Source organism: Kitasatospora sp. NPDC051984 (genome assembly GCF_044593455.1).
GTDB lineage: Bacteria > Actinomycetota > Actinomycetes > Streptomycetales > Streptomycetaceae > Kitasatospora.
In genome coordinates, this window is the sequence record NZ_JBIUCB010000005.1 from 194,417 (window position 1) to 219,644 (window position 25,228).

Below are 25,228 nucleotides of genomic sequence, written 5' to 3' on the forward strand. Positions count from 1 at the left end.
ACATGGTTGACGACTGGCGGACGGATCGGATCGGGAGTGCGCTGCGGGGCGAAAACCCCGCAGTCGTACGGCACTTGAGCGCGGGATTCGCGGTGATCGGCGATGTGCAGTTCCTGCCGGGCTACTCGGTGCTCCTGGTGGACGACCCCCTGGTGGAACGACTGTCGGACCTGCCCAAGGGCAAGCGGCTGACCTTCCTGTCCGAGATGGATCAGCTCGGGGAAGCAGTCGAGCGGGCATGCGCCCGGATGGATCCGGCCTTCCGGCGGGTCAATCTGGAGATCCTGGGCAACACCGACGGGTTTCTGCACGCGCACGTGTGGCCGCGGTTCGACTGGGAACCGAGCGAGTTGGTGCGGATGCCGGTGTGGCTCTATCCGCGCGACAGGTGGACCGATGCGCAGTACGCACTCGGTCCGCAGCACGATGCGTTGCGCGAGGCGATCGGGAACGAGCTGGATCGGCTGCGCTCGGCGTAGGCGTCCCTGTGTCGGCCGTCCGCACTACAGTGCCCGGCATGCCAACGTCTTTGCTCGCCATGCTCCGTGACCATGACGCCGTCGCCGACTACTTCAACTGGCCGGGCGAACTCGACCTCCCCCGCACCGAACACGTGGAACCGGTCCACCTGGCGAACGGCCTTTCGTTGGAGCCGTTCGCCGGGGACGGCGGTGGCGGGACGTACTTCTTCTGCGGCGAGGGCGGCGAGGGGCGTCCGATCCTGTTCGCCGACTCCGAGGGCGGCGCCGCCCTCCTCGCCGTCGGACTGCCCGAATTGCTGCGCCTGCTGCTCGCCGCACCCTGGTGGCGCGACTGCCCGAACTGCACGGCGGAGGAGAGCGAGGCGGCCGAAGCCGAGTACTTGGAGGACGAGCCCGCGCTGCTGGCCGACCGGGACGCCGTCGCCGCCACCCTCGGACTCAGCTACCCGACGGCCGCCGAGGCGCTTGCCCGCCTGCACCTGACCGCGACTGGCATCGGACGCGAATTCGACCTGATCTACACGCCCGAGGGCTCGTCGTACCGGGCGCTGATCAGCTGAAGTCCTCGGCGATCCGGTCGAGCACCCAGGTGACGACGGCGCGGGCCACGCCGGTGGCTGCTCCGCGAGCGAGCTGGGCCTTGAGCTGCGGGCCGGCCGGCCGAGAGCGGTACGGGTACGCGCCGTCGTTGCGGGACGATCTCGCCGACTGCCTGTGGGAGAGTGCGGACACCCGCCTGCCGCCGGCCGCGCGGGCGGCGCGCGCGTATCTGGACGTCGCGTTCTTCCATCCGTTCGCGGACGGCAACGGGCGTTCGGCGATGCTGGCGGCCTGTTACGTACTGGAGTTGGCCGGCATCCGGCTCGATCTGGTCGCCCCGCTGACCGTCACCCGCTATGCCGACGATCCGGCTGGTGCGGCCGATCTCGCTGAGCTGATCACTGTCCTGATCCGGGCCGCCCGCCGCCGGGCAGCAGTGAGAAGAAGTCAACAGGTCGAGTTGTAAAGCCAGTTGAAATGAGCGGAGAGGGCCTTCAGGCCGAGGACTGCACGAAGACCTGTTCGCCCTCTCCTCGCGGTTCCTCGAAGTTGGCCAGGTAGCGTGCGAACAGTGACTCGTCCACGGTGACGCAGTTGGCGCCATGTTCGGCGTTGCGAACTGCCAGGCGGCGCTTCAGCGTTGCGGGGTCGGCCTTGAGGTGGATCAGTTCCCAGCGGCAGCCGTGGTGCTCGACGAGTGTCTTGTAGTCGTCGCGGGCGGTGCGGCTCCAGAAGCTGTAGTCGATCACCACGTCGCGGCCGGCCAGCATCAGTTCGATCAGCTGCTGCCGCTGCTCCCGGCGGACTTCCTCCTTGAGCCGGTCGTACGCCTCGGCCTCCAGCGCCAGGCCGGCGTCGCGTTGGCCGATGCGCTGCCAGACCACCTCGTCGATGGAGAGGCGGGTGAAGCCGCGTTGCACGAGTCCCATCGCGTAGGTGGTCTTGCCCGCTCCCGGGAGGCCGCACATCAGCACCACGGTGCTCAATTGCTGTGTCACGAAGAAAGGTTAGATCAACCGGAGGTCGGACCTGGGTCTGATGGCGAAGCGTGGACCTGGCTCCGACGACGGGGGTGGCCCGGGGGCGGAAGGGTTGGGGGCATGGATGAGATGCGGAGCGGGTGGGTCGGGTTTCCGGGGCGTTGGGTGGGGGCGGCGGCGCTGGTGGTGGGGCCGGTGTTGGTGGTGGCGGGGGTGGTGGTGCGGTGGCGGTACGACTTCTTCTTTCCGGCTCAGTTGGCGGCGTTTCGGGAGCGCCCTCAACTGATGGCTGTCTCCTACGGGTTGGTGTCGGCGGGGTGGACGCTGCTGCTGCCGGGGGTGGCGCTGCTGGCTGGGCGGGTGGCCCAGCGGAGGCCTGAACTGGCTTGGTGGGGCGGGACGTTGGCGGTTCTGGGGTTGTGTGCGCGGGCGTTCCACGCGGGGGTGGACCATTTGGCGTTCCAGCTGGTGGCGCAGCGTGGTGCGGGGGAGGCGACGGCGCTGGTGGCGGGGTCGTACGGGGCGTTCCATGTGTTCAGTGCGTTGAATGCGGCGATCATGGGCGGATGGGTGTTGCTGGCGTGGGGGGCTTGGCGGGCAGGGGTGTTGGGGCCGGTGCGGGCGGTGGCGTTGGCGGCGGGGGCGGCGATGCCTCTGGGTGTGTTGAAGGGGACGACGGTGGGATCGGTGGTGGCGGCGGTGGGGTTGTGCGTGGCACTGGTGCCGTTGGGGGTGGCGGTGTGGCGGGACGGGCCGCGGCCGGCGGGCCGGACGGTGGCGGGGCGGGTGTTGCTGGTGGTGGCGGTGGGCGTGGCGATGGTGTTGGTCGGACAGGCGGGATGAGGGTGCGAACGGGCTTGCATCTATGGGTAGTTGACGCGGCAGTCGCGGCCGTGGCGGTGGCGGCGTATCTGGCGATGGCGGCGGACGGCGGCGAGCCGGGGTTCACCGGCCCGCCGTGGCTGGCGGTGTTGGTGGCGCTCGGGGTTGGTGGCCCGTTGGCGGTGCGGCGGCGGTGGCCGTTGGCGGTGCTGGCTGTGGTGGTGGGCAGTTCGGTGGCGGCCACGTTGCTCGATGTGACGAGGGAGCCGTTCGTGGCGGCCGCGTTGGCGGGTTATGCGGTGGCTCTGCTGGAGCCGGTCCGGCGGGCGGAGGTGGCGTTGGCGGCGGCGGTTGTGGTGTCGGCGGGTGCGGTGGTGCTCGGCGAGGGAGTGGTGACGCCGTCGGGGACGGTCGGGGAGGCGGTAGGGACGGCGGCGGTGACGGCGCTGGTGCTCGGTGCGGCCTGGGCGGGCGGCCATGCGGTGCGGGCCGGGCGGGTGCGGTCGGCGGAGCGCGCGCAGCGGTCGGCGGAGGCGACGCTGGTGGCGGAACGGCTGCGGATCGCACGGGAGTTGCACGACATCGTGTCGCACAGTCTGAGCGTGATCGTGGTGAAGGCGGCGGTCGCCGACCATGTCGCGGAGGTGCGGCCGGCGGAGGTCCGGGCGGCCGTCCGGGAGATCGAGCGGACCGGGCGGGAGGCGCTGACCGAGATGCGCCGGGCGCTCGGGGTGCTGCGTGACGCGGACGCGGCGGAGGGGCCGGCGCCGGGCCTGGGCGAGCTGCCGGTGCTGGTCCGGCGGGCGGTGGACGCGGGGGTGCGGGTGTCGTGCGAGGTGCAGCCTGGGCCGACGCTGCCCGCCGGGGTCGCGCTGACCGTGCACCGGATCGTCCAGGAGGCGCTCACCAATGTCCTGCGGCACGCCGGGCCGGGGACGGGGTGCGAGGTGGCGGTCCGTCAACTGACGGGCGAGGTAAGTGTGGAGGTGTCCGACGACGGTGCCGGGCAGGTGCCGGACCGCCGTGTGTCGGGTGGTGGGTACGGGCTGGCCGGGATGCGGGAGCGGGTGATGATGTACGGCGGGACGTTCAGCGCCGGGCCCCGGCCGGGCGGCGGGTTCAGGGTGTCGGCCGTGCTGCCGGTGGACGGGACGGGGGAGGGCGCGTGACGGTGCGGGTGCTGGTGGCCGACGACCAGCCGCTGCTGCGGGGGAGTTTCGGGCTGCTGATCGACACCGCGCCCGGCCTCGAGGTGGTCGGCGAGGCCGAGGACGGTGAGCAGGCGGTGGCCGCCACCGCGCGCCTGCGGCCGGACGTGGTGCTGATGGACATTCGGATGCCCATGCTGGACGGCATCGAGGCGACCCGGCGGATCACCGGCGCACCGGAGACGGCGGCCACCCGGGTACTGGTGCTGACCACCTTCGACCTGGACGAGTACGTGTACGGGGCGCTGCGGGCGGGTGCGGCGGGCTTCCTGCTCAAGGACACCTCGCCTGCGGTGCTGCTGGACGGAATCCGCACGGTCGCGGCGGGCGACGCGCTGCTGGCGCCGTCGGTGACGCGCCGGCTGATCGCCGAGTTCGCCCGCCTGCCAGTCCCGAGGCCGACGGCGGGCCGCGGACCGGCCGCGGCCGTCGGCCCCGAGCAACTGACGCCCCGGGAGCGGGAGGTGCTGGTGCTGGTGGCCCGCGGGCTGTCGAACGGCGAGATCGGGGCGTACCTGCACCTGAGCGCGGGCACGGTGAAGACCCACATCGGTCGGCTGCTGTCCAAGCTCGCCGCCCGCGACCGGGCCCAACTGGTGATCGCTGCCTACGAGTCGGGCCTGGTGTAACCGGGGAGCCGTCAGAGCGCGGCGCCGAGGCGGGCCGCGACGGACTGCATGAGGGGGACGAGGCCGGCGGGGCCGGACTGGGCTTCGAGGGAGTGGATGCGGGCTTCGGGGCCGGAGACGGAGAGCGCGGTGGGGGTGGGGGCGCCGGGGACGGCGACGGCGAGGCAACGGACGCCGATCTCCTGCTCCTGGTCGTCGACGACGTAGCCGGACTCGCGGGCGGCGGCGAGGTGGGCGAGCAGGGCGGCGGGGTCGGTGATGGTGTGCGGGGTGTGGGCCTGGAGCGGTCCGGGGCCGAGCAGCGCGCGCGCCTCGTCCTCGGGGAGCTGGGCGAGCAGCGCCTTGCCGACGCCGGTGCAGTGCGGCTGGGCGCGGCGGCCGACCTCGGTGAACATCCGCATGGAGCGCCGGGACTGGACCTGGCCGACGTAGACGACCTCGCAGCCCTCCAGGACGGCCAGGTTGGCGGTTTCGCCGGTGGCTTCCATGAGTTCGGCGAGGAACGGGCGGGCCCAGGAGCCGAGCAGCCGGTTCGCGGTCTCGCCGAGGCGGATCAGGCGCGGGCCGAGGGTGTAGCGGCGGGCTGAGTCCTGGCGGACGTACCCCTGGGTGAGCAGGGTGCGGACCAGGCGGTGGATGGTCGGCATCGGCAGGCCGGAGGCGGCGGAGAGTTCGCTGAGGGTGGCGATGCCGCCGGCGTCGGCGAGGGATTCGAGGAGCAGGAAGGCGCGTTCGACGGACTGCACCGAGCCGGTGGTGCGTTCGGTGGGGCTGCTGGCCACGGTGTGGTTCCTTCATTGAAATTCTGCATCGCGGAAACTAATCTCCACTCTACAGAACGGAATAGCGGATCAGCCCGAGGAGTGTGCAGCCCATGGCAGCAGATCAGGGTTCGACGGTTCCGGGAGTGACGGTCTCGGGCCCGCCCGTGGAGCGGGCCGAGGAGGTGCTCACCCCGCAGGCGCTGGCGTTCGTCGCGGGCCTGCACCGCGCGTTCGACGGCCGGCGCCGGGAGTTGCTGGCAGCGCGTACGGCGCGCCGGGCCGAGATCGCCCGCACCGGCACCCTCGGCTTCCGGCCGGAGACGGCCGCGATCCGCGCCGCGGACTGGCAGGTCGCGCCCGCGCCGCGCGCCCTGGTGAACCGCCGGGTCGAGATCACCGGCCCGACCGACCGCAAGATGACCGTCAACGCGCTGAACTCCGGCGCGCAGGTGTGGCTCGCCGACTTCGAGGACGCCTCCGCCCCGACCTGGGCGAACGTGGTCTCCGGCCAGCTCAACCTGATCGACGCGTTCGAGGGCCGGATCGACTTCACCGACGCCCGGGGCAAGGCGTACACGCTGAAGCCCGCCGCCGAACTGGCCACCGTCGTGGTCCGCCCGCGCGGCTGGCACCTGGACGAGCGGCACCTGAGCGTGGACGGCGAGCCGGTGGCCGGCGCGTTCGTCGACTTCGGCCTGTACTTCTTCCACAACGCGGCCCGGCTGCTCGCCCGCGGCGCGCAGGACCCCAACTCCGGCCCGTACTTCTACCTCCCGAAGACCGAGAGCCACCTGGAGGCCCGGCTCTGGAACGAGGTCTTCACGCACGCCCAGGCCGAGTTGGGCATCCCGCACGGCACGATCCGCGCCACCGTGCTGATCGAGACCATCACCGCCGCCTTCGAGATGGACGAGATCCTGCACGAACTGCGCGAGCACGCCGCCGGGTTGAACGCCGGACGGTGGGACTACCTGTTCTCGATCGTGAAGAACTTCCGGGACGCCGGCGCCGGGTTCATCCTCCCCGACCGCAACAGCGTCACCATGGCGTCCCCGTTCATGGCCGCCTACACCCGCCTGCTGGTGCGGACCTGCCACCGGCGCGGTGCGCACGCGATCGGCGGGATGGCGGCGTTCATCCCGTCCCGCACCGACCCGGAGGTCAACGCGGCGGCGCTGGCGAAGGTCCGGGCGGACAAGGAACGGGAGGCGGCCGGCGGCTTCGACGGCTCCTGGGTCGCCCACCCCGACCTGGTGCCGGTGGCGCGCGCGTGCTTCGACGCGGTGCTCGGCGAGCGCCCGCACCAGAAGGAGAACCCGGGGGCGGCCGGCGACGTCACGGCGGCAGAACTGCTCAACATTGCGGGTGCACAAGGCAGTTGTACGTCCACCGGGCTGCGCAACGCCGTTCAGGTCGGCGTCCGGTACCTCGAGGCGTGGCTTCGCGGGATCGGCGCGGTCGCCATCTTCCACCTGATGGAGGACGCCGCCACCGCCGAGATCTCCCGCTCGCAGATCTGGCAGTGGATCCACAACGGCGTGGTGCTCGCCGACACGGGCGAGAAGGTGACGGCAGAACAGGTGCGGCTGCTGCTGGCGGGGGAACTCGCCGCGCTGCGGACGGAGACGGAGGCCGAAGCCGGGCGGCGGTGGGACGAGGCCGCCGCGCTGTTCGAACAGGTGGCGCTGGGCGAGGAGTTCCCGGAGTTCCTGACGCTGCCGGCGCTCGCCTTGCTCGACTGAGACGGAAAACTCAGGTGCGGGCGGGGGCGGCGGACGGATAAGGTCGTTCTCGTCCAGGTGCGCAGGCAGGGGTTACTTCCACTTGTAATGGGCAGGTCGCGGGTTCGAGTCCCGCCGCCGGCTTTCGAGCCGGCGTAGCTCAGTTGGGAGAGCAGCTAATGTCGCCTCCGCCGCTTCTGTTCTCTGGACACCAAACTTCAGAACGACTGCCACCTCCCGGTGCGCAGACGCCGGTTACTTCCTCCAAAGAATCCCACCGGCGCCACCTTTGATCTCGGGAGGGCAACCGCGCCGGGGCGTCCGGTGCGCAGGCGGGGGTTACTTCCGGATCTGGCGGTTCCGGGTTCGAGTCCCGGTCGGCCGTGCGCGAGCGCGGCCGGTAGCTCAGTTGGTAGAGCACCAGACTGCTACCTCCGCCGAGGCCGGTCCACGCGACCGGTAATTCTCGGACGCCCCGGTTCGGCATGCCCGCCCGCAGGAGGAGTCCACATGTCCCGCTTCAACCTTCGCCGTTCGAAGAAGCCCGCCCTCGTCGGCCCCAGCTCGCCCGTCGTCACGACGGGGCAGCTCACGGCCAACCACCAGGGCGGGCCGGGACACCTGCGCGACGAGAAGTCCGAACTCTTCCTGCTGGCGGTCGCCAACCTGGTCGGCCAGGACACCTTCTACGAGCGCGGCGGCGACCGCGACGACCGTTACACCACCCTGGTGCGCTCGCTCGCCGTCAGCGACCCCGAGTGGACGCTCGGCCTGCTGCGCTGGCTGCGCCACGGCGCCGCGATGCGCACCGCCTCGCTGGTCGGCGCGGCCGAGTTCACCCGCGCCCGGCTGGACGCGAAGCTCCCCGGCCACTCCCGGCAGGTGATCGACGCCGTCCTGCAGCGCCCCGACGAGCCCGGCGAACTGCTCGCCTACTGGACGTCCCGGTACGGGCGCGCGCTGCCCAAGCCCGTCAAGCGCGGCGTCGCGGACGCCGTCGGCCGGCTGTACAACGGGCGGGCGCTGCTCAAGTACGACACCGCGGGCAAGGGCTTCCGGTTCGGCGACGTGCTGGAGCTCACCCACCCGTCGCCGCACCCCGAAAAGCCGTGGCAGAGCGAGCTGTTCCGCTACGCGCTGGACCGGCGGCACCGCCCCGACACCGCCGTCCCGCCGCCGGGCGACGCCCTGTTGACCGCCCACCACGCGCTGATGGCCGTCCCGGTGGCCGAGCGCCGCGCGCTGGTCACCGGCCCCGGCGGCGCGGAGCGCCTGGCCGAGGCGGGCATGACGTGGGAGGCGCTGGCCGGCTGGCTCCAGGGGCCGCTGAGCGCGGCCGTCTGGGAGGCCGTCATCCCGTCCATGGGCGCGATGGCGCTGGTGCGCAACCTGCGCAACTTCGACCAGGCCGGCGTGTCGGCCGAGGTGGCCGAGCAGGTCGCCCGGCGGATCGCCGACCCGGGCGAGGTCAAGCGCTCGCGCCAGTTCCCGTTCCGCTACCTGGCCGCCCACCGGCACGCGCCGTCGCTGCGCTGGGGCCACGCGCTGGAGACGGCGCTGAAGCACTCGCTGGCCAACGTCCCTGCGCTGCCCGGCCGTTCGCTGATCCTGGTGGACCGGTCCGGCTCGATGTTCGACCGGCCGAGCGCGCAGTCCCAGCTCAACCGGGCCGACACCGCGGCCATCTTCGGCACCGCACTCGCCCTGCGGGCCGAGGAGGCGAACCTGGTCGAGTTCGGCACCAGCAGCCGGGCGATCCGGGTGCAGCGCGGCGACGCGGTGCTCAAGGTGCTGGACCGGTTCGGTAACCTCGGCGGCACCAACACCGCCGAAGCCGTCCGGACGCACTACCGCGGACACGACCGCGTGGTGATCGTCACCGACGAGCAGGCGTACGGGAGTTACTCGCACAACGCGCTGGAGTCCGTCCCCTCCCACATCCCCACCTACACCTGGAACCTGGCGGGCTACCGTGCCGGTCACGCCCCGTCCGGCAGCGCGCGGCGGCACACCTTCGGCGGCCTGACCGACGTCGCGTTCCGGCTCATCCCGCTGCTGGAGGCCGGGCGGGACGCCGCGTGGCCGTGGGAGAGCGACCGAAAGTAAAGCTGACGCAACGTCGGCGGCGACCGCCGACTTCACCGCGGTCGGCACCGGCTCGACCGTGCTCCTCGCCGGCCAGTCGGCGCACAACCGTGCCCTCACGCAGGCCCGCGCCGCCGGGTTCACCGACAGCCAGTGCGGTGGAGGGATCACGTCCGCGTGGTACGACGGGGACCTGTGGCATGCGGAGTTGACGGTTCACTGCGTCAGCTAGCGCTGTCGTGACCCGACGTCATTCTTCGCGACGGCGTCGGTAGTACGCGAAGGTCAGCGCCAGGACAAGCGGTCCCCACAGGACCAGTGGCATGGTGGCCGCTGCCGCGAGCGCCTTCCACCAGCCGTTGGAGTACTCGACCATCGGGACTCCGAGGTCGAGGAAGGCGAGCGGCAGCGGATCCCACAGCACGACCAGCCCCAGCCCGCCCAGGGTGGCCGGGACGATCGCCGCGAACGGCGGGACGCGCCGGCCGCCGATCAACGGGATCCAGGCCGGCACCACCTCGCCCCATCCGGCCACCAGGCCGAAGGACAGGTACGCGAGCCCCTCGGAGAGCACGCTGAGCCCGAAGACGTAGAGAATCACCCACCAGTGCCAGGTCTTGTGGACCTCGTAGACCTGGCCCATCTCGAAGTCGAACGCGAACGGCAGGCGCCAGATGCACGACGGCAGCACGGCCAGGGGTATGAGCTGGGCCGAACGGACGGCCCAACGGGGGACCGGCCGCGCGGTGTTGCCGACCGTCGGGGACGGGTGGAGCACGCTGAATCGCATGGTTCGATCCTGCTGGCCCGACGGGCTGCGGAAATCGACCTGAGGACCTGTCAGGTGCTCGCCCTCACGGAGGAGATCGGGTCCTCCGTCAGGTGGACGCCCGTGCCGGTGGCTGCCGCCCGCCGCTGACGTCCCGTCAATCGCCGGAGTACCCGAACACCCCGAAGTGGGTCGCCTCGGCGTCGGTGTACAGCACCACGAACCGCCCGGTCCACCGCAGGCGCGTCTCCTCCAACAGCTCGCGGCCCTCCATCGCCCGCCGGTACTGCTCCACACTCGGCCGGTCGGTCCCGAAGTGGTGCAGCAGCCGCTCGGACGACAGCGGCCGGACAGTCCCCAGGTCGTCGTACCCCGCCGGATCGTTGCTGAACAGCACCGCCTTGGGAATGTCCAGGATCGAGTGGGTGCCCTCCTCACCCATGAACTCCTCGTCCGCCCACAGCTCCTCGATCGACTCGTACTCACCCGCCCCGATCCAGCCCGTCCCCGCGAACACCTCCGCGTGCAGGGCGTTCACTGTCTTCTGCGGAGTCCCCCGGTAGACGGTGAGGTACTCCCAGCTGCTGGCGCCCATCCTCATGCTCCTCAAGTCGCGGTCGGTGTCCGGACGCTACCGCAACGGGCCGACACCGCCTCAGTCACCCGATCTGCCGAAGATTCCCAGGTGGGTGGGCTCGCCATGGGTGCGGAGGAGGACGTACTTGCCGGTCCAGCGCCAGTCGATCTCGTCGCGCAGTGTGTCGTACTCCTGGCCGGCCCAGTGCGCGGCGAACTCAGCCTGGTGCAGGGCGTCCAGGCTGCGCTGCGGCGAACCCGGGTAGGGGGTGACGTAGTGCCAGTCGCTGGCGCCCATCCGCATACTCCTCACATCGCCGAAGGGCCGGACGCTATCGCACCCGGCCGACAGCCGGTCAGGTGCGGGAGGCGAGGTCGCGGGCGGCGCGGGCGCAGGTGCGGGCGATGTGGGATTCGTCGGCGGTGGTGAGGTGGTCGTGCTCGATGACGGGGGTGCCGTTGACGAGGAGGGTGGTGAGTGGGGGGAGGGCGCCGAGGACGAGGGCGGCGACGGGGTCGGCGATGGTGGAGTGGAGGAGGCCGTCGATCTTCCAGAGGGCGAGGTCGGCGAGTTTGCCCGGTTCGATGGAGCCGATCTCGTGCTGGCGGCCGAGGACCCTCGCGCCGCCTATGGTGGCGAGGCGCAGGGACTGGCGGACGGTCAGGGCGTCGGGGCGGCGGGCCAGGCGGTTGATCAGGAGGGCGTTGCGCAGTTCGGTGCCGAGCTGGCCGGACTCGTTGGAGGCGGTGCCGTCGACGCCGAGGCCGACGGGGACGCCGGCGGCGAGCATGTCGGGGACGCGGGCGATGCCGGCGGCCAGGCGGGCGTTGGAGGACGGGCAGTGGGCGACGCCGGTGCCGGTCTCGGCGAACTTGGCGAGGTCGGAGTCGGTGAGGTGGACGCAGTGCGCCATCCAGACGTCCTCGCCGAGCCAGCCCGTGGACTCGAAGTAGTCGGTGGGGCCCATGCCGAAGAGCTTGCGGCAGAACTCCGCCTCCTCGGCGGTCTCCGAGCCGTGGGTGTGCAGGCGCACGCCCTTGCGACGGGCCAACTCCGAAGAAAGAGTCAGGAGTTCGGTGGAGACGGAGAAGGGGGAGCAGGGCGCCAGCGCGAGGTGCAGCATCGAGCCGAAGGACGCGTCGTGCCACCGGTCGACCGCGGCCTCCGAGGCGGCGAGGATCTCGTCGGTGTCCTCCACCGCGTGGTCCGGCGGCAGCCCGCCGTCCTTCCGGCTGCGGTCCATCGAGCCGCGCAGAGCGGTGAACCGGAGGCCGAGCTGCTGGACGGCCTCGATGGACGCGCCGAGCAGGTCGCCGGCGCCGCGCGGGAAGACGTAGTGGTGATCGGCGGCCGTGGTGCAGCCCGACTTGAGCAGCGCCGCCGCCGAACCCAGCGTCGCGGCGTGCATCAGCTCGGCGTCGATCCGCGCCCAGGTCGGGTACAGCGCCACCAGCCAGTCGAACAGGGTGTCGTTCTGGGCCAGTCCGCGGGTGAGCCACTGGTAGAAGTGGTGGTGGGTGTTGACCAGCCCGGGCGTGAGCAGGTGCCCCTCGCCGTCGATCCGCCGCGCCACGCCGGCGAGCCCGGCCGGCGCGGGCCCGTCGCCGACCGACTCGACGGTGTTGTCGAGCACGACCACGTGCCCGCGCGCGTACTCGGTGCCGGCGGCGTCGACGGTGGCGATCGCGGCGTTCTCGATCACGATCCGCCGGTCGTCCACGTCCAGGGGCCGAACTGCCATGGGAACTCCAGAAGTCAGGAGACAGAGTCAGGAGACAGAGTCAGGAGACGGAGTCAGGAGACGGGGATGACCGGGGTGACGCCCTCCCTGTGCACGGTGGCCTCGATCAGGCCGTACATCCGGTCGGCGGCGTAGTAGACCTCGTTCTCGTTCTTGAGCCCGAACGGCGCCAGATCGACCAGGAAATGGTGCTTGTTGGGCAGCTCCAGCCGGACTTCGTCCACCTCGGCGCGGTGGTCCAGCACCCGACTGCCCATCGCGTGCAGCGTCTGCTGCAGGGAGAACGAGTAGGTGTCGGCGAACGCCTCCAACAGGTGCCGCCTGACCTCCGGGTACGACCGGTTCCAGTCCGGCTGCCGCTGCCCGTCGCGGCCGTCGAAACCGAACGCCCACCGTGCCGTCACCTGGGTGGCCAGGAGCCGGTCCTCGGCCTCCTGGAGGGTGGTGTAGCGGTCCTTGAGGAACCCCCGGAACTCCGAGCCGGTGGTGTTCAGCACCACCAGATCCTTGAGCCCGGAGACCACCCGGAACCGCTCGCCGTCGTACTCCACCTCGGTGGTGCGCACCTCCTGCCCGTTGCGGACGAAGGAATGACCGGACGGGGACGGTGAGTCGGGGGTGGCGATCCGGTCCCAGCCGTACTCCTCGACCCGGATCCGGGCGCTGCGCACCACGCCGCGCTCGGCGTCCGCCACGAAGTGCCGGGCCAGCAGGGCGGCGAATCCCTCGGCGGAGTCGATGCCGTGCTGTTTGGCGAACGCGTACACGGTGTTCTTCATGCTGTCGGTGGGCAGGCAGTTGGCGTTCGAGCCGGTCAGATGGACGTCGTCGAACTCGCCGCGCAGCGAGACCGAGACGTTCAGATCCTTGATCTCGTGGCCGGTGGAGTCGCGGCGGACCCGGACGATGCGGTTCTCCGCCTTGCCGTACTGGTTCTGCCCGAGCACGTGGGCCATGACGTGCCTCCTTGTGTCTCCCAGGTGGTGGAAGCGGCTGCCCCGGCGCTCAGCTGCCGCGGTAGACCGAGTAGCCGAACGGGTTCAGCAACAGCGGTACGTGGTAGTGGAGTTGATCGGGTGCGACGGTGAAGACGATCGAGACCTCGGGGAAGAACGGCTGCTGCCCCGAGCTCCGCTGCCCCGAGCTCCGCTGCCCCGTCCCCGCGTGGTACTCGGCGGTGTCGAACCGCAGCCGGGCGACCGAGCCGCCCGCCACGGCCGGCAGCCCCGTGACCCGGCCGTCGGCGTCCGTGGCGGAGGCGCCGAGCAACCGCCAGCCGTCCTCGGTGCGCACGGCCAGTTCGACCGGAACGCCCGCGGCGGGGCGGCCGAGGCTGGTGTCGAGCACGTGGGTGGAGATGCCGGCCATGGGCGGTTCCTCAGGTGGATCAGCTGGACAGCAGTCGGTCGAGCCGGAGTTCGTTGATCTCGCGCAGTTCCTTGCGGACGGTCTCCGCCTCGGTGGCGGCGTCGTGCGGCAGCCGCTCGCGCAGGGCGGCGAGCATGTCGGCCGCGGTCCGGCCGGTGGCGCGGATCAGGAAGACGTGGCCGAACTTCGCCTCGTACGCGGCGTTGGCCGCCGCCAACTCGCCCAGCAGGGACGGCTCGACGCCCCGGACGCCGGACTGCTCGCGCTCGGACGCGGCGTCGCCGGCCGCGGGCGCGCCGATCCGGGCGTGGCCGGCCAGCGCCGCGTTCAGCGCGGCCACCGACAGCTGCGCCGTCGCCCGCGCGTTGGCGGCGAGCAGTTCGGCGCGGTCGGACCAGGGGCGGGACGCGGCGACGGCGGCGGCCCAGGCCGGGCTGGAACAGATCTCCAGCAGAGTTCTTCGCAGTTCGGCGGAGTCGGTGGCGGCCAGTGCGGCGAGGACGGGGGAGTCGGCGGGTGGCTCGGTCACGGAAGGACCTCCTGGATTCGGTGCCACCCGGACAAGCTAGAACGAGCCCCGACGGGCCGTCAACGCTTTGTTGAACTGTTTGTGGCGGCGCGGTGCGTGGCGACGGAGGGCGAAGCGTGGCGACGGTGGGCGGCGCCCGACACGTCAGGACTTCTCCTGCCGGTTCAGGTAGTTGTACACGGTGAACCGGCTGACACCGAGCGCCGACGCGACGGTCTCCACCCCATGGCGGACGGTGAACGCGCCGCGTTCCTCCAGCAGGGCGACCACCCGCTGCTTCTCCGTGCGGCCCAGCTCGGCCAGCGGACGGCCGTCGAACTGGCGGGCCATCTCGGCCAACAGCCGGTCCAGCGCGCTGCCCAGGTGCGGCAGCCGCACCGCGACGGCCGGGGCGCCGTCCCACTCCAGGACGACGTCCTCCGCCCGCGCCTCGGAGAGGTCGACCGCGGTGGCGCCGACCGCCTCCAGCAGCGGCTTCAGGGCCGCGGTGAGCGGGTGGTCGGGGGCGTCGTTCACGGCGTCCTTCCTTCGTCGGACGTCAGCGGCGGGGCCATTGGCGGGCTCGTCGGCGGGGCGTCCGGCGTCATCGGTGGGCCGTCGGGCGTCGCCGGTGGGCCGTCGGGCGCGGTCGGCGGGCCGTCGGGTGCGGTCGGCGGGCCGGGTTCGGCCGGGGCCGGGTCGTCGGCCAACACGCTGACCTGGAGCGAGATTCGGCTCGCGCCGACCGCCAGGGTCTCCCGCAGCAGCCGGGTCACGGCGGCCAGCGCCTGCTCGGCGTCCCCCTCGGCGCTGGTGCCGAACGGCCCCACCGAGACGGCCAGGCCGGCCTCTTCGGCCGCCCGGCGGGCGGTTGCGGCGTGCTCGGGGAAACCGTTCAGCTTGAACGGTTCGGTCGTGAACTCCACCATCAGTCGCACTCGTTCACCCTATCGACCGACCGGCCGGTAGATGGTCGGATGAGACGATCGGATGGAGATTCAGTAGCGCCCGGCTTTCGGATCGTGGAACGCCTGGGGCGGGCGCGCCCGAGGAGACGTCAGCGCGCGCGGAGCATGACCGCGAGCCGGGGCGAGTCGGGCGTGGATGCCTGGCTGTTGACGGCCCGGTAACCCCAAGTCTCGTACAGCGCCCTGACCTTGCCGTCCCCGGCGGCCGGGTTGACCATGAGCAGGGTGCGGCCTTCGGCGCGGCGGGCGAGGAGTTCGTCGTGGATGCGACGCGCGGTGCCGGTGCCGCGCCAGGGGGAGCGGACGCCGATCTCCTTGAGGGCGAACGCGGGGGCGTCGGTGAAGCCGTCGGGCAGGGGCTCGGCCATCCGCTTCCAGTACGTGTCGTCGATGGTGTTGCCGTAGGCGTACCCGGCCGGGACTTCACCGTCGTACGCCAGGACGAGTCCGAAGCCGGGGTCGGTGGCGTGCCGGTCGAGGCGCTCGGTGAACGCCGCGACGGAGTAGTTGGGCAGGTGCAGCAGGGGTGCCCGGACGTCGGCATAGGCGGCGAGCAGGTCCTGGCGGGCCTGTGCGGTCAGCTCGGTGTGGTGGCGCAGTTCGATGTTCATATGGTGATTCTCCCGGTGTGCGGGCTCATTTCGGCCCGCCAAGGTGAGAATGCCAGTGCCGGTGGGCCGCATTGACGGTCGATCGGGCCGGTTCTAGGCTCCCAGGACTCTTCCGGCGTTCGGAGGTTCCTGATGCCCATGGTTTTCCGCTCCCGGCGGGTGGTGCTGCCGGAGGGGGAGCGCGCCGCCGATGTGCTGGTGCGGGGCGGGCGGATCGAACGGATCGCCCGGCATGGTGAACTGTCCCTGGACGGCCGGGAGTTGACCGACCTCGGCGACCTCGCGCTGCTGCCCGGGCTGGTCGACACCCACGTGCACGTCAACGAGCCGGGGCGCACCGAGTGGGAGGGCTTCGCGTCCGCCACCAGGGCGGCGGCGGCCGGTGGGGTCACCACGCTGATCGACATGCCGCTGAACTCCGTCCCGCCGACCACCACGGTCGAGGGCCTGGCCGCCAAGCGGAAGGCCGCCGAGGGCCAGACCTGGGTGGATGTCGGGTTCTGGGGCGGGGCGGTGCCCGGCAACACCGACCGGCTCGAACTGCTGCACCGGGACGGGGTGTTCGGGTTCAAGTCCTTCCTCGCCCCGTCCGGCGTGGACGAGTTCCCCCACCTGGCCACCCCCGCCGACCTGGCGGCCGCGCTCACCGAACAGGCGCGGCTCGGCGCGCTGGCCGTCGTCCACGCCGAGGACCCGGCCGAGCTGGACGCCGCCCCGCACGTCCCCGGCGTGCGCTACCGCGACTTCCTGGCCTCCCGGCCGGACCGCGCCGAGACCGTCGCGGTCGCCGCGCTGCTGGAGTGCGCCCGCCGCACCGGCGCCCGGGTGCACCTGCTGCACGTCTCGTCCGCCGCCGTGCTGCCACTGCTGCGCCGGGCCCGCGCGGACGGGGTGCGGGTCACCGCCGAGACCTGTCCGCACTACCTGACGCTGACCGCCGAGGACGTCCCCGACGGGGGCACCGCGTTCAAGTGCTGCCCGCCGATCCGGGACGCCGCCAACCGGGACCTGCTCTGGCAGGCGCTCGCGGACGGCGAGTTCGCCGCCGTGGTGTCCGACCACTCGCCGTCCACGCCGGACCTCAAACTGTTTCAACGAGACGGCGGGAGTGGGGACTTCGCGGCCGCATGGGGAGGCATCGCCTCCCTCCAGCTGGGCCTGCCGGCCGTATGGACCGAGGCCCGGCGGCGCGGCCACCAACTGGCGGACGTGGTGCGCTGGATGGCCGCCGGACCCGCCGCGCTGGTCGGCCTCGCCGGGGCCAAGGGTGCGATCGCGGCCGGCTGCGACGCCGACCTGGTGGCCTTCGACCCGGACGGCCCGTTCACCGTCCACCCCGAACGGCTGCACCACAAGAACCCCGTCACCCCGTACGCGGGCCGTACCCTCGTCGGGCAGGTCCGCCGCACCTGGCTGCGCGGACGGCCCGTCGACCCGGCCGGGGCTCCGCACGGCCGGCAGCTCGTCCGTCCTTGAACTCGCTTGTGAGGAGAGTCGGTTGAGTGACAGTCAGCAGGCGTTCACCGAACTGGTCGACCTGGCCTCCCGGGCACTCGGCGCGGGCGTGATCGCCACCAACGAGGACACCTTCGCCGACGCCGAGAACCTGCTGGTCGCCGCGCCCGCCGAGTTCCGCCCGCACACCTTCGGGCACAAGGGCCAGATCATGGACGGCTGGGAGTCCCGCCGCCGGCGCGGCATCAGCGCCGAACAGCCGCACCCCACCGACGAGGACCACGACTGGGTGATCGTCCGGCTCGGCGCGGCCGGTCTGGTGCGCGGCGTCGTCGTGGACACCGCGCACTTCACCGGCAACCACCCCGAGACGGCGTCCGTGCAGGCCGCGTCCGTCCCCGGCCACCCCTCGCCCGCGGAGGTCGCCGCCGCGCGGTGGACCGAGATCGTCCCGCGAACGCCGCTGCGCGGCGACACCGCGCACACGTTCCCCGTCACCGACCCCGTCCGCTACACCCACGTCCGGTTGAACATCTGGCCCGATGGCGGTGTCGCCCGGCTGCGGGTGCACGGCGAAGTCCTGCCCGACCCACGGGACTTGGCCGGGCTGACGTTCGATCTGGCCGCACAGGAGTACGGCGGCGTCGCCGAGGACGCGTCCGACCGCTACTACTCCTCCCCGCACCACCTGAACGCCCCCGGCCGGGCCACCGTCATGGGCGACGGCTGGGAGACCCGCCGCCGACGGGACAAGGGACACGACTGGGTACGCCTCGCCCTGGCCGGGGAGGGCGAGGTGCTGGCGGTGGAGGTGGACACCTCGTGCTTCGTCGCGAATGCGCCCGGGTGGGCGGAACTCGTGGGGCCGGAGGCGGTGTTGTTGCCCCGGACGCGATTGCAGCCGGATACGCGGCACCGGTACCGGCTTTCGGGCCCGGCCGTCACGCACGTGCGCGTCAATGTGTATCCGGACGGGGGGTTGGCGCGGCTTCGGGTCGTCGGGCGGCTCACGCCCTCCGGGCTGGATGCGGTGGCGCTGCGGTGGTTCAACGCGTTGCCGGTGGAGGAGGCGCGGGGGCTGGTCGGACAAGAGGTGGCGGGGGCGCGGCCGTTGAGGGACGCGGGGGCGATCAGGGGGCTGTACGGCGGGTGACCCCTGAAGGGCCCTCGCGGCATATGCCTGTCAAGGGGGAGTGGCTCTGGCGGGGGAATATCCGGTGAGCGGATGATGGGGTGTTCGCTTGCTGGCTACGCTGGGCGGACGGTGGGGTGAGAAGGAAGGGGGTCGGGGGAATGACGACGGTGAGCCGGGGGCGGAGTGATCTGCTGGGGCCGGGTGGTGGCGGGGCGGGGCCGTTCGGGGTGCTGCGGCGGGCGTTGCGGTTGTTGGAGGCCGTGGACCGCTATCCGGACGGGTGTACGACGGGGGATCTGGCGCGGGCGCTGAGCATGCCGGAGACGGCGGTGCGGCTGTTCGCGGAGGAGTTGGAGACCGAGGGGTACCTGCTGCACCTGGACGGGTTGTGGACGCTCGGCGGGGCGTTCACGCTGCTCGGCGCGCAGCACCGGGAGCCGCTGGTGAGAGCCAAGCTGTATCACCAGTTGGAGGAACTGCGGGACGAACTCGGCGCCGCTGTCTACTTCAGCCGCTACCAGGACGGCGAACTGCTGGTGGAGGCGGTGTGCGACGGCGAGCACGCGCCGGCGGTGCACGAGTGGGTGGACTTCCGGGCCACCGCGCACGCGTCCGCGATCGGCAAGTGCCTGCTCGCCCAACTCGACCATGCGGGACGGCTCGACCACTTCGCCCGGCATCCGGTGGCCCGGCTCACGGCCCGGACCATCACCGAGCAGGACCGCCTGCTGCACCGGCTGGACCGGCAGCCCGCCACCGTCCCGGTGCTGGACCTTCAGGAGTACTCGATGGACACGGTCTGTGCCGCTGTCCCGATAGTGGCGGGGAACACGGTGGGCTGCCTGGCCACCTCGCTGCCCGTCGAGCAGGCGTTCCGGCTGCGCGAGGCCGCCGAGTTGCTCACCGTCCGGGCCACCCCGCTGATGCTCGCGATGGCGGTGTGACCGGCTGACGAGAGGGCGTCGTCGTACCCGGCCGCGACGTTCGGCGACGCCGAGGAGCAGGCCCGGGGCGACAGCACGCTCGCCGGTGCACTGGCGGACTGGCGGGAGCATTTCGGCGCGGAGCACCACGGCACGGTCGCGGCCCGGCAGGCTCTCGCGGGATAAGCGGAACGGGGGCCGTCGCGCGGATCCGGCGATCCGTTGCGACAGCCCCCGTCGGTTTCGACGTGTCCCCTTGTCCCCGGGCCGTCGGACATGCTGACGGCCCGGGCAACGTCGAAGGTCGAGCCCGTCCCCCGGAAGCGGGCTTCCCCCGGTGAGTCCACCGTAGGCCGGGCCGGACCAGTGCGTTTGGCATCGCGTGCCCGGCCGGTTGGCGAGGCGTCACCTCTCAGGAACGGCTCACGGGCAGGCGTGCCGGCGGTGGTCGCGCGGGGCGAGGCCGTACGCGGTGCGGAAGGCGCGGCTGAAGTCGTCGGGGCGGGGGATGCCGCAGCGGGCGGCGATGGTGCCGATCGGGACGGTGCGCAGGGCGGGGTCGGCGAGGTCGCGGTGGGCCTTCTCCAGGCGCAGGCGGCGGATCCACGCGGCTACGGTGTCGCCGTCGGTGTGCAGGGCGAACAGGCGGTGCAGGTGGCCGACGGAGATGTGGTGGGCGGCGGCGATCACGGCCGGGGACAGCTCGGGGTCGTGCAGGTGGCGGCGGACGAAGGCGCGGACCTGTTCGACGGTGGCGCGCTGCCGGGCGGTCTCGGGCAGGTCGGCGTCGTCCGCCAGCTCATCGGCCAGCCAGGCGGCGACCAGGTCCACCGCGATCGGGCCGAGCCGGTCGGCGACCGCCGGGCCGAGGACGGGGGCCTGCCGGTCCACGCTGAGCAGGAAGTCCGCGAGCACCGCGGCCGTACCCTCGGACGCCCGGATGCCCCGGCCGATCAGCCGGCGCAGCCGGTGCGGCGGGATCGGCAGCAGCGCCATCGGGAAGTCGATGCCGACGCCCTGGACCCGCGGTTCGCCGTCCGCCCCGGCACGTTCGCCGAGCGCGCGCAGCTCGTACGGGCGGGAACTGTCCAGCATGGTCAGCTCGCCGGGCCGGAACACCTGCGTCGGCTCGCCGTCGCGGTGCAGGGCCAGCGCCCCGTGCTGGACGAGCGTCAGGTGGAACACGCCGGGGTCGGAGCGCCGCACCCGGGCGTCGGTGCGCCGGAACCGGGCGGACGGGAAGGAGGTGCCGAGGAAGGTCACCGGACCGAGTTCGGAGCGGCGCAGTTCGGCGTCGAAGCGGTCGGTGTCTGGGGTGGTGGTGTCGCAGTCCCTGGTCAGTGCGATCAGATCGCGCCAGAGCTCGAACCGCTCCTGCGGCCGGAGTTCCGCGAACGGGCCGACGCTCTCCGTCGCCGCGGCCATGGCGTGTCCCACCTTCCGTTGCCCTCCGGCCACTCGCCGTGTCGGCCCCAATCATCGCAGGTCAGGCGCGGTATCGGTGCAGGCCCCCGGGCAACAGAAGAGGCAGGGAGCCGATGCTCTCCTGCCGCTATTCAAACTTATACCGGACGGGGGGCCTTGCGGCAAGGCCCCCCAGGTAGCGCACAATCACTGACTGAATCCGGGAAACCCGCGCAATAGGAACAAGCGGGGCGAAACGCGCGAAACACCCGGCAGGGGATCGGAGAAGCACCACATGAGCCAGCAGACGACCAGCGCCTTCGAGTTGCCCGAGCGGCTCGCCGCCAAGGCGGACCCGGCCCTGATCGCCGACGACGAACGGCACTTCGCGGCCATCGCCGCGACCCTGGAACAGGACATCGCCGAACTGACCGCCCGGCTCGACGAGGTCCGCCGCCGCCCGGGCGGAGCAGGCCGCGAGGCGATGGACCGCGACAACGAGATCCACCAGATCTCGTCCCGGCTGCGCACGCTGCGCCGCTTCGGCACCGACCTGTGCCTCGGCCGGATCGTCCACGCCGACAGCACCGAACCCGTGTACATCGGCCGCCTCGGCCTCGCCGACGCCGACGGGCAGCGCCTGCTGATCGACTGGCGCTCGCCCGCCGCCGAACCGTTCTTCGCCGCCACCCACGCCAACCCGATGGGCCTCACCAGCCGCCGCCGCTACCGCTGGCAGCGCGGCAAGGTCGGCGACTACTGGGACGAGGTGTTCACCGCCGACGCGCTCGACGGCCACGCCGCCCTCGACGACCAGTCCGCGTTCATCGCCAGCCTCGGCTCCGCCCGGTCCGAGCGGATGCGGGACGTCCTCGCCACCATCCAGGCCGACCAGGACGCCATCATCCGGGCCGGCTCGCGCGGCGCCCTGGTCGTCGACGGCGGCCCCGGCACCGGCAAGACCGTCGTCGCCCTGCACCGCACCGCCCACCTGCTGTACTCCGACCCGCGGCTCGGCCACCGCAAGGGCGGCGTCCTGTTCGTCGGTCCCCACCAGCCCTATCTGGCCTACGTCGCCGACGTGCTGCCCAGCCTCGGCGAGGAAGGCGTCCAGACCTGCACCCTGCGCGACCTGCTCCCCGAGGGCGCGGCGGTCGCGGAGGAGCCCGACCCCGAGGTGGCGAGGCTGAAGGCCACGGCCGGCATGGTCCATGCGATCGAGCAGGCCGTCCGGATCTACGAGGAACCGCCCACCGAGGCCAGCAAACTCGCCATCGAGTGGTACGAGTTGTCGGTCCAGCCCGAGGACTGGGCCGAGGCCTTCTCCGCCGTCGGCCCCGGCACCCCGCACAACGAGGCCCGCGAGACGATCCTCGACGAACTCATCACCATCCTGATCGACAAGAACGCCGACGCCCTCGAGGACGAGGAGCACGGCATCTCGCCCGAGATGCTCGCCCGCGAACTGCGCCGCGACCGCGAACTGCTCGGCGCGCTGCGCCGGGCCTGGCCGATCCTCGAACCCACCGACCTGGTCGGCGACCTGTGGACCGTCCCCGCCTACCTGCGGCTGTGCGCGCCCTGGCTGAGCCGCGAGGAGATCCGCACCCTGCAGCGCACCGACCCCGCCGCCTGGACGCTCTCCGACCTGCCGCTGCTGGACGCCGCCCGCCGCCGCCTCGGCGACACCGACGCCGACCGCCGCCAGCGCGCCCACCGGGCCCGCCTGGCCGCCGAACGCGAACTGATGGACGGCGTCGTCGACCACCTGCTCAACTCCGACGACGACGGCGAGGGCGCGACCATGATGCTGGGCGGCGCCGACCTGCGCGACGCCCTGATCGACCACTCCGACCCCGAGCCGGTCAACCCCGACCTGCTGGCCGGCCCGTTCGCGCACATCGTGGTCGACGAGGCGCAGGAACTCACCGACGCCGAATGGCAGATGCTGATCGCCCGCTGCCCGTCCCGCTCCTTCACCATCGTCGGCGACCGCGCCCAGGCCCGGCACGGCTTCACCGAATCCTGGACCGAACGCCTTCAGCGGGCCGGCCTGGACCGCACCACCCTCACCTCGCTGAGCGTCAACTACCGCACCCCCGAAGAGGTCATGGCCGAGGCCGAGCCCGTCATCCGGGCCGCCCTGCCCGACGCCAACGTCCCCACCTCGGTCCGCCGCAGCGGCCTGCCCGTCCTGCACGGCACCCGCGCGCTGCGCGACGAGCTGCTGGAGCGCTGGCTGGCCGAACACCCTGAGGGCACCGCCTGCGTCATCGGCGACCCCACCTTCCTCGGCCTGCCCCGGGCCCGCTCGCTCAGCCCCCAGCTGGTCAAGGGTCTGGAGTTCGACCTGGTGGTGCTGGTCGACCCCGAGGCGTTCGGCGACGGCATCGAAGGCGCGGTGGACCGCTACGTGGCGATGACCCGCGCCACCGGGCAGCTCGCGATCCTGCGCTGACGTCAACTGCTCGTGGACGGGCGGCGGTTCACCCATACTCGATCGCACGACCGAGGAACCGCCGCCCGAATACGTCGTCCCCGCCGCCAAGGCCGCCCGCACCCGGGTGCTGACCGCGATCGCCGACGCGTAGTCAGTCTGCGGTGTTCGGGCCGAGCACCCGGTAGCGCAGGTGGGTGACGGTCTCGGAGGGAATGACCTCGACGGGCTCCAGGGCGATCCGGAGGCCTTCGAGGAGGCGTTCGCCGGCGCCGAGGGTGACGGGGACGAGGTGCAGGACGAGTTCGTCGAGCAGGCCGGCCCGGAGGTACTGGCGGACGGTGGCGGCGCCGCCGGCGATCTCGACGTCCTGCTCGCCGGCGGCGGCGCGGGCCCGGTCGAGGGCGGCCTCGATGCCGTCGGTGACGAACTCGAAGGTGGTGCCGCCGGCCATCGGGAGCGGCTTGCGGGGGTGGTGGGTGAGTACGAACACCGGCGCGTGGTACGGCGGTTCGGCGCCCCACCAGCCCGTCCAGCTCTCGTCCCAGGCGCCCCGGCCCGGGCCGAACATGTTCCGCCCCATGATGTGCGCGCCGGTGTTCGCGTGCAGCACGCCCAGCAGGTGCGCGTCCTGCTCACGCCCCGGCCGGTCGGTCTCGAACATCCAGGAGGTCAGGGCCTCCCGGGCGCCCGTGCCGAACGGGTACTCCAGGCTCTGGTCGGGCCCGGCGGTGAACCCGTCCAGCGAGATGGCCATGTTGGCGGTGACGATTCCCACGAGGGCTCCCAGTGGCTTCGACGGCTGTGTGTTCCCCCGGCGATGCTAGGCAGCCGGGCGGCCGTTCAGCGGGAGCCGGGTGGCGGAGTGTCCTGCGGGGTGTCGTCCGGGAGCTCGGGCGGGTCGAGGCGGACGCGGCGGTCGGTCGGGTTTTCAGCCAGGTAGCGGACGGTGGCCTTCGCACCGAGCTGCGGTGGCAGGTGCACCCGGAACTCGTACCTGGCGCGGACGGTGGGTTCCCCGTCCTGCCCGTCGGTATAGCGGAGTGTCAGGGTGGTGGCCGTCCGGCCCCAGTTGTCGATCTCTTCGAGCGACTTGCCGATCGCGACCACCACGGCCCGGCGGGTCACCGCCTCGGCGGCGAACCGCCGTTCCGCGAGGGCGCGTTCGCGAGGCTGGTTCAGGCAGGACAGCCGCCGCCTGCGATCCTTCCGGGCGGTGAACACCACCCCGACCGCGGCGGCCACCGCCACCGGCAACGGCCAGGGGCTGGGCATCCCGACCGTCGCCCCGACCGCCATGGTGAACACGGCGGCCAGGGTGGCCGTCCATGGTCCGAACACCGGATGGATGTGCTCAATGGTGTCCAGGCCGGCTGCCGCGAAGGCCATGAAGGCCCCGTACGTGAACGCCGCCATCACCAGTGCGGCCGGCTGCTCCCGGTACCCCGCCCCGGTCAGCCAGCCGCCGACCAGCCCGACCAGCACGGCGACCGCCAGGCCCACCCAGCGCAGCCAGAACAGGCGCGGCCACTTCCCTGCCGGGGGTATCGAACGTTGGTAGTCCATGGGCAGGGATGTTAACTGCTCTACCGCAGTGGTTCGTTCGCGTCCTGCGGGGTGTCGAGCGGGCGTTCGCGCAGGGCCTGTTCGCGCGGCTCGTCGGTGGCTCGCGGCAGCCGCTCACGGTACTTCCTGGCGATCTGCACCAGCCAGACCGCGGCGGCCGCCGCCAGCGCCAGCGGCCGGAGGTCGGCCGCCCCGGCGGCCGCCCCGAGCGCGAAGGTGAGGGTGGCGACCACGGCGGCCGTCCACCCTCCGAACATCGGGGCGCGGGTGCGGGGGGCCTTCCGCCCGGCCAGCGCGAGGGCCATGAATGCCGCGAACGTCACCGGCCCCAGGACCGGCGCCGCCGACATGTGGCGGCCGGTCAGCCAGCCGCCGACCAGCCCGACCAGCAGCGTGATCGCCAGGAGCACCCGGCGCGACCAGGGAAGTCGCGGCCACTGTCCCGCCGGTGGCACCGATCCTTCGTTGTTCATGGGCCGGGATGGTAGCGGTTCTGCTGCCGGAGCGGAGTCGCGTCCCGAGGGGCGTCCTCCGT

28 protein-coding genes and 1 tRNA gene are annotated in these 25,228 nt (G+C 72.3%); 12 read left to right on the top strand and 17 right to left on the bottom strand.

The window, feature by feature from the left end; all coding sequences use genetic code 11:
• The first annotated feature begins 2 nt into the window (after window positions 1–2).
• From ACIHEI_RS12350 to ACIHEI_RS12360, 3 genes are all read left to right on the top strand, one after another.
• Complete coding sequence (locus tag ACIHEI_RS12350) at window positions 3–479, top strand: diadenosine tetraphosphate hydrolase (RefSeq protein WP_396606566.1); 477 nt, start codon at window positions 3–5, stop codon at window positions 477–479.
• A 38-nt stretch (window positions 480–517) separates the two neighbouring features.
• Window positions 518–1,042, top strand: a complete 525-nt coding sequence (locus tag ACIHEI_RS12355; protein ID WP_392944443.1) for a hypothetical protein — start codon at window positions 518–520, stop codon at window positions 1,040–1,042.
• A 128-nt stretch (window positions 1,043–1,170) separates the two neighbouring features.
• A complete protein-coding gene (locus ACIHEI_RS12360; RefSeq protein WP_396606567.1) occupies window positions 1,171–1,488 on the top strand; it encodes a Fic family protein in 318 nt (105 codons plus the stop codon).
• Between the two features lie 28 nt (window positions 1,489–1,516).
• Here the strand turns inward: ACIHEI_RS12360 and ACIHEI_RS12365 are convergent, their stop codons facing one another.
• Window positions 1,517–2,020 carry an AAA family ATPase gene (locus tag ACIHEI_RS12365; RefSeq protein WP_396606568.1) on the bottom strand — a complete coding sequence of 168 codons (504 nt, stop codon included), beginning with the start codon at window positions 2,018–2,020 and terminating at the stop codon, window positions 1,517–1,519.
• Window positions 2,021–2,298: 278 nt separating this feature from the next.
• On the bottom strand, window positions 2,299–2,865 hold the full coding sequence (locus tag ACIHEI_RS12370; RefSeq protein WP_396606569.1) for a hypothetical protein: 567 nt from the start codon (window positions 2,863–2,865) through the stop codon (window positions 2,299–2,301).
• On the opposite strand from ACIHEI_RS12370, the gene ACIHEI_RS12375 reads away from it, so the two are divergent.
• Window positions 2,860–3,993, top strand: coding sequence for a sensor histidine kinase (locus ACIHEI_RS12375; RefSeq protein ID WP_396606570.1), 1,134 nt, complete (start codon window positions 2,860–2,862; stop codon window positions 3,991–3,993). The two genes, ACIHEI_RS12370 and ACIHEI_RS12375, sit on opposite strands and share 6 nt — an antisense overlap.
• A complete protein-coding gene (locus tag ACIHEI_RS12380; protein WP_392944433.1) occupies window positions 3,990–4,661 on the top strand; it encodes a response regulator in 672 nt (223 codons plus the stop codon). Before ACIHEI_RS12375 ends, ACIHEI_RS12380 begins: the two co-directional genes overlap by 4 nt.
• An 11-nt stretch (window positions 4,662–4,672) precedes the next feature.
• On the opposite strand, the gene ACIHEI_RS12385 is transcribed toward ACIHEI_RS12380, so the two are convergent.
• Window positions 4,673–5,443, bottom strand: coding sequence for an IclR family transcriptional regulator (locus tag ACIHEI_RS12385; protein WP_387634656.1), 771 nt, complete (start codon window positions 5,441–5,443; stop codon window positions 4,673–4,675).
• 92 nt (window positions 5,444–5,535) lie between these two features.
• On the opposite strand from ACIHEI_RS12385, the gene aceB reads away from it, so the two are divergent.
• From aceB to ACIHEI_RS12400, 3 genes are all read left to right on the top strand, one after another.
• Entirely contained in the window at window positions 5,536–7,167 is a 1,632-nt protein-coding gene (gene aceB, locus ACIHEI_RS12390) for a malate synthase A (protein WP_396606571.1), read from the top strand.
• A 61-nt stretch (window positions 7,168–7,228) separates the two neighbouring features.
• Window positions 7,229–7,290 (top strand) — tRNA-Ser (locus ACIHEI_RS12395).
• 366 nt (window positions 7,291–7,656) lie between these two features.
• Window positions 7,657–9,252, top strand: coding sequence for a TROVE domain-containing protein (locus ACIHEI_RS12400; RefSeq protein WP_396606572.1), 1,596 nt, complete (start codon window positions 7,657–7,659; stop codon window positions 9,250–9,252).
• Between the two features lie 229 nt (window positions 9,253–9,481).
• Here ACIHEI_RS12400 and ACIHEI_RS12405 read toward each other — a convergent pair whose 3' ends face one another.
• The 10 genes from ACIHEI_RS12405 to ACIHEI_RS12450 all read right to left on the bottom strand — a co-directional run bounded on the left by ACIHEI_RS12405 (window position 9,482) and on the right by ACIHEI_RS12450 (window position 15,773).
• Window positions 9,482–10,021 (bottom strand): hypothetical protein, encoded by a 540-nt coding sequence (locus ACIHEI_RS12405; RefSeq protein ID WP_392944427.1) that lies wholly within the window; start codon window positions 10,019–10,021, stop codon window positions 9,482–9,484.
• A 136-nt stretch (window positions 10,022–10,157) separates the two neighbouring features.
• Window positions 10,158–10,595 carry a hypothetical protein gene (locus tag ACIHEI_RS12410; protein ID WP_396606573.1) on the bottom strand — a complete coding sequence of 146 codons (438 nt, stop codon included), beginning with the start codon at window positions 10,593–10,595 and terminating at the stop codon, window positions 10,158–10,160.
• A gap of 60 nt (window positions 10,596–10,655) precedes the next feature.
• Entirely contained in the window at window positions 10,656–10,874 is a 219-nt protein-coding gene (locus ACIHEI_RS12415) for a hypothetical protein (protein ID WP_396606574.1), read from the bottom strand.
• Window positions 10,875–10,932: 58 nt separating this feature from the next.
• A complete protein-coding gene (locus tag ACIHEI_RS12420; RefSeq protein ID WP_396606575.1) occupies window positions 10,933–12,318 on the bottom strand; it encodes an 8-oxoguanine deaminase in 1,386 nt (461 codons plus the stop codon).
• Between the two features lie 53 nt (window positions 12,319–12,371).
• Entirely contained in the window at window positions 12,372–13,274 is a 903-nt protein-coding gene (gene pucL, locus ACIHEI_RS12425; protein WP_396606576.1) for a factor-independent urate hydroxylase, read from the bottom strand.
• Between the two features lie 49 nt (window positions 13,275–13,323).
• On the bottom strand, window positions 13,324–13,686 hold the full coding sequence (gene uraH, locus ACIHEI_RS12430) for a hydroxyisourate hydrolase (protein ID WP_396606577.1): 363 nt from the start codon (window positions 13,684–13,686) through the stop codon (window positions 13,324–13,326).
• 19 nt (window positions 13,687–13,705) lie between these two features.
• Window positions 13,706–14,215 (bottom strand): 2-oxo-4-hydroxy-4-carboxy-5-ureidoimidazoline decarboxylase, encoded by a 510-nt coding sequence (gene uraD, locus ACIHEI_RS12435; RefSeq protein ID WP_396606578.1) that lies wholly within the window; start codon window positions 14,213–14,215, stop codon window positions 13,706–13,708.
• A 144-nt stretch (window positions 14,216–14,359) separates the two neighbouring features.
• A complete protein-coding gene (locus ACIHEI_RS12440; protein ID WP_396606579.1) occupies window positions 14,360–14,731 on the bottom strand; it encodes a helix-turn-helix domain-containing protein in 372 nt (123 codons plus the stop codon).
• The gene (locus ACIHEI_RS12445) at window positions 14,728–15,123 is read right to left on the bottom strand and encodes a thiamine-binding protein (protein WP_396606580.1); all 396 of its coding nucleotides are present in this window, start codon (window positions 15,121–15,123) and stop codon (window positions 14,728–14,730) included. The genes ACIHEI_RS12440 and ACIHEI_RS12445 overlap by 4 nt, the downstream gene beginning before the upstream one ends.
• Before the next feature lie 128 nt (window positions 15,124–15,251).
• A complete protein-coding gene (locus tag ACIHEI_RS12450) occupies window positions 15,252–15,773 on the bottom strand; it encodes a GNAT family N-acetyltransferase (RefSeq protein WP_396606581.1) in 522 nt (173 codons plus the stop codon).
• 132 nt (window positions 15,774–15,905) lie between these two features.
• On the opposite strand from ACIHEI_RS12450, the gene allB reads away from it, so the two are divergent.
• From allB to ACIHEI_RS12465, 3 genes are all read left to right on the top strand, one after another.
• Complete coding sequence (gene allB / locus ACIHEI_RS12455; RefSeq protein ID WP_396606582.1) at window positions 15,906–17,249, top strand: allantoinase AllB; 1,344 nt, start codon at window positions 15,906–15,908, stop codon at window positions 17,247–17,249.
• Window positions 17,250–17,271: 22 nt separating this feature from the next.
• On the top strand, window positions 17,272–18,381 hold the full coding sequence (gene alc, locus ACIHEI_RS12460; protein WP_396606583.1) for an allantoicase: 1,110 nt from the start codon (window positions 17,272–17,274) through the stop codon (window positions 18,379–18,381).
• A 140-nt stretch (window positions 18,382–18,521) separates the two neighbouring features.
• Complete coding sequence (locus ACIHEI_RS12465; protein ID WP_392944404.1) at window positions 18,522–19,307, top strand: IclR family transcriptional regulator; 786 nt, start codon at window positions 18,522–18,524, stop codon at window positions 19,305–19,307.
• Window positions 19,308–19,709: 402 nt separating this feature from the next.
• On the opposite strand, the gene ACIHEI_RS12470 is transcribed toward ACIHEI_RS12465, so the two are convergent.
• Window positions 19,710–20,711, bottom strand: a complete 1,002-nt coding sequence (locus ACIHEI_RS12470; RefSeq protein ID WP_396606584.1) for a helix-turn-helix domain-containing protein — start codon at window positions 20,709–20,711, stop codon at window positions 19,710–19,712.
• Window positions 20,712–20,985: 274 nt separating this feature from the next.
• On the opposite strand from ACIHEI_RS12470, the gene helR reads away from it, so the two are divergent.
• Window positions 20,986–23,148 (top strand): RNA polymerase recycling motor ATPase HelR, encoded by a 2,163-nt coding sequence (gene helR, locus ACIHEI_RS12475; RefSeq protein WP_396606585.1) that lies wholly within the window; start codon window positions 20,986–20,988, stop codon window positions 23,146–23,148.
• Between the two features lie 133 nt (window positions 23,149–23,281).
• Here helR and ACIHEI_RS12480 read toward each other — a convergent pair whose 3' ends face one another.
• The 3 genes from ACIHEI_RS12480 to ACIHEI_RS12490 all read right to left on the bottom strand — a co-directional run bounded on the left by ACIHEI_RS12480 (window position 23,282) and on the right by ACIHEI_RS12490 (window position 25,166).
• Window positions 23,282–23,884 carry a dihydrofolate reductase family protein gene (locus ACIHEI_RS12480; RefSeq protein WP_396606753.1) on the bottom strand — a complete coding sequence of 201 codons (603 nt, stop codon included), beginning with the start codon at window positions 23,882–23,884 and terminating at the stop codon, window positions 23,282–23,284.
• Between the two features lie 86 nt (window positions 23,885–23,970).
• Window positions 23,971–24,693 carry a hypothetical protein gene (locus tag ACIHEI_RS12485; RefSeq protein ID WP_396606586.1) on the bottom strand — a complete coding sequence of 241 codons (723 nt, stop codon included), beginning with the start codon at window positions 24,691–24,693 and terminating at the stop codon, window positions 23,971–23,973.
• 20 nt (window positions 24,694–24,713) lie between these two features.
• The gene (locus tag ACIHEI_RS12490; protein WP_396606587.1) at window positions 24,714–25,166 is read right to left on the bottom strand and encodes a hypothetical protein; all 453 of its coding nucleotides are present in this window, start codon (window positions 25,164–25,166) and stop codon (window positions 24,714–24,716) included.
• Window positions 25,167–25,228: the final 62 nt, after the last annotated feature.

Coding starts and splice junctions, on each gene's coding strand:
- ACIHEI_RS12480 (WP_396606753.1), bottom strand. CDS start 23,884: ATGGCCATCTCGCTGGACGGGTTCACCGCCGGGCCCGACCAGAGCCTG.
- allB (WP_396606582.1), top strand. CDS start 15,906: ATGCCCATGGTTTTCCGCTCCCGGCGGGTGGTGCTGCCGGAGGGGGAG.
- pucL (WP_396606576.1), bottom strand. CDS start 13,274: ATGGCCCACGTGCTCGGGCAGAACCAGTACGGCAAGGCGGAGAACCGC.
- ACIHEI_RS12410 (WP_396606573.1), bottom strand. CDS start 10,595: ATGGGCGCCAGCAGCTGGGAGTACCTCACCGTCTACCGGGGGACTCCG.
- ACIHEI_RS12445 (WP_396606580.1), bottom strand. CDS start 15,123: ATGGTGGAGTTCACGACCGAACCGTTCAAGCTGAACGGTTTCCCCGAG.
- ACIHEI_RS12370 (WP_396606569.1), bottom strand. CDS start 2,865: ATGCAAGCCCGTTCGCACCCTCATCCCGCCTGTCCGACCAACACCATC.
- ACIHEI_RS12415 (WP_396606574.1), bottom strand. CDS start 10,874: ATGGGCGCCAGCGACTGGCACTACGTCACCCCCTACCCGGGTTCGCCG.
- helR (WP_396606585.1), top strand. CDS start 20,986: ATGAGCCAGCAGACGACCAGCGCCTTCGAGTTGCCCGAGCGGCTCGCC.
- aceB (WP_396606571.1), top strand. CDS start 5,536: ATGGCAGCAGATCAGGGTTCGACGGTTCCGGGAGTGACGGTCTCGGGC.
- ACIHEI_RS12420 (WP_396606575.1), bottom strand. CDS start 12,318: ATGGCAGTTCGGCCCCTGGACGTGGACGACCGGCGGATCGTGATCGAG.
- ACIHEI_RS12465 (WP_392944404.1), top strand. CDS start 18,522: ATGACGACGGTGAGCCGGGGGCGGAGTGATCTGCTGGGGCCGGGTGGT.
- ACIHEI_RS12405 (WP_392944427.1), bottom strand. CDS start 10,021: ATGCGATTCAGCGTGCTCCACCCGTCCCCGACGGTCGGCAACACCGCG.
- ACIHEI_RS12470 (WP_396606584.1), bottom strand. CDS start 20,711: ATGGCCGCGGCGACGGAGAGCGTCGGCCCGTTCGCGGAACTCCGGCCG.
- ACIHEI_RS12400 (WP_396606572.1), top strand. CDS start 7,657: ATGTCCCGCTTCAACCTTCGCCGTTCGAAGAAGCCCGCCCTCGTCGGC.
- uraH (WP_396606577.1), bottom strand. CDS start 13,686: ATGGCCGGCATCTCCACCCACGTGCTCGACACCAGCCTCGGCCGCCCC.
- ACIHEI_RS12485 (WP_396606586.1), bottom strand. CDS start 24,693: ATGGACTACCAACGTTCGATACCCCCGGCAGGGAAGTGGCCGCGCCTG.
- ACIHEI_RS12450 (WP_396606581.1), bottom strand. CDS start 15,773: ATGAACATCGAACTGCGCCACCACACCGAGCTGACCGCACAGGCCCGC.
- ACIHEI_RS12355 (WP_392944443.1), top strand. CDS start 518: ATGCCAACGTCTTTGCTCGCCATGCTCCGTGACCATGACGCCGTCGCC.
- ACIHEI_RS12490 (WP_396606587.1), bottom strand. CDS start 25,166: ATGAACAACGAAGGATCGGTGCCACCGGCGGGACAGTGGCCGCGACTT.
- ACIHEI_RS12350 (WP_396606566.1), top strand. CDS start 3: ATGGTTGACGACTGGCGGACGGATCGGATCGGGAGTGCGCTGCGGGGC.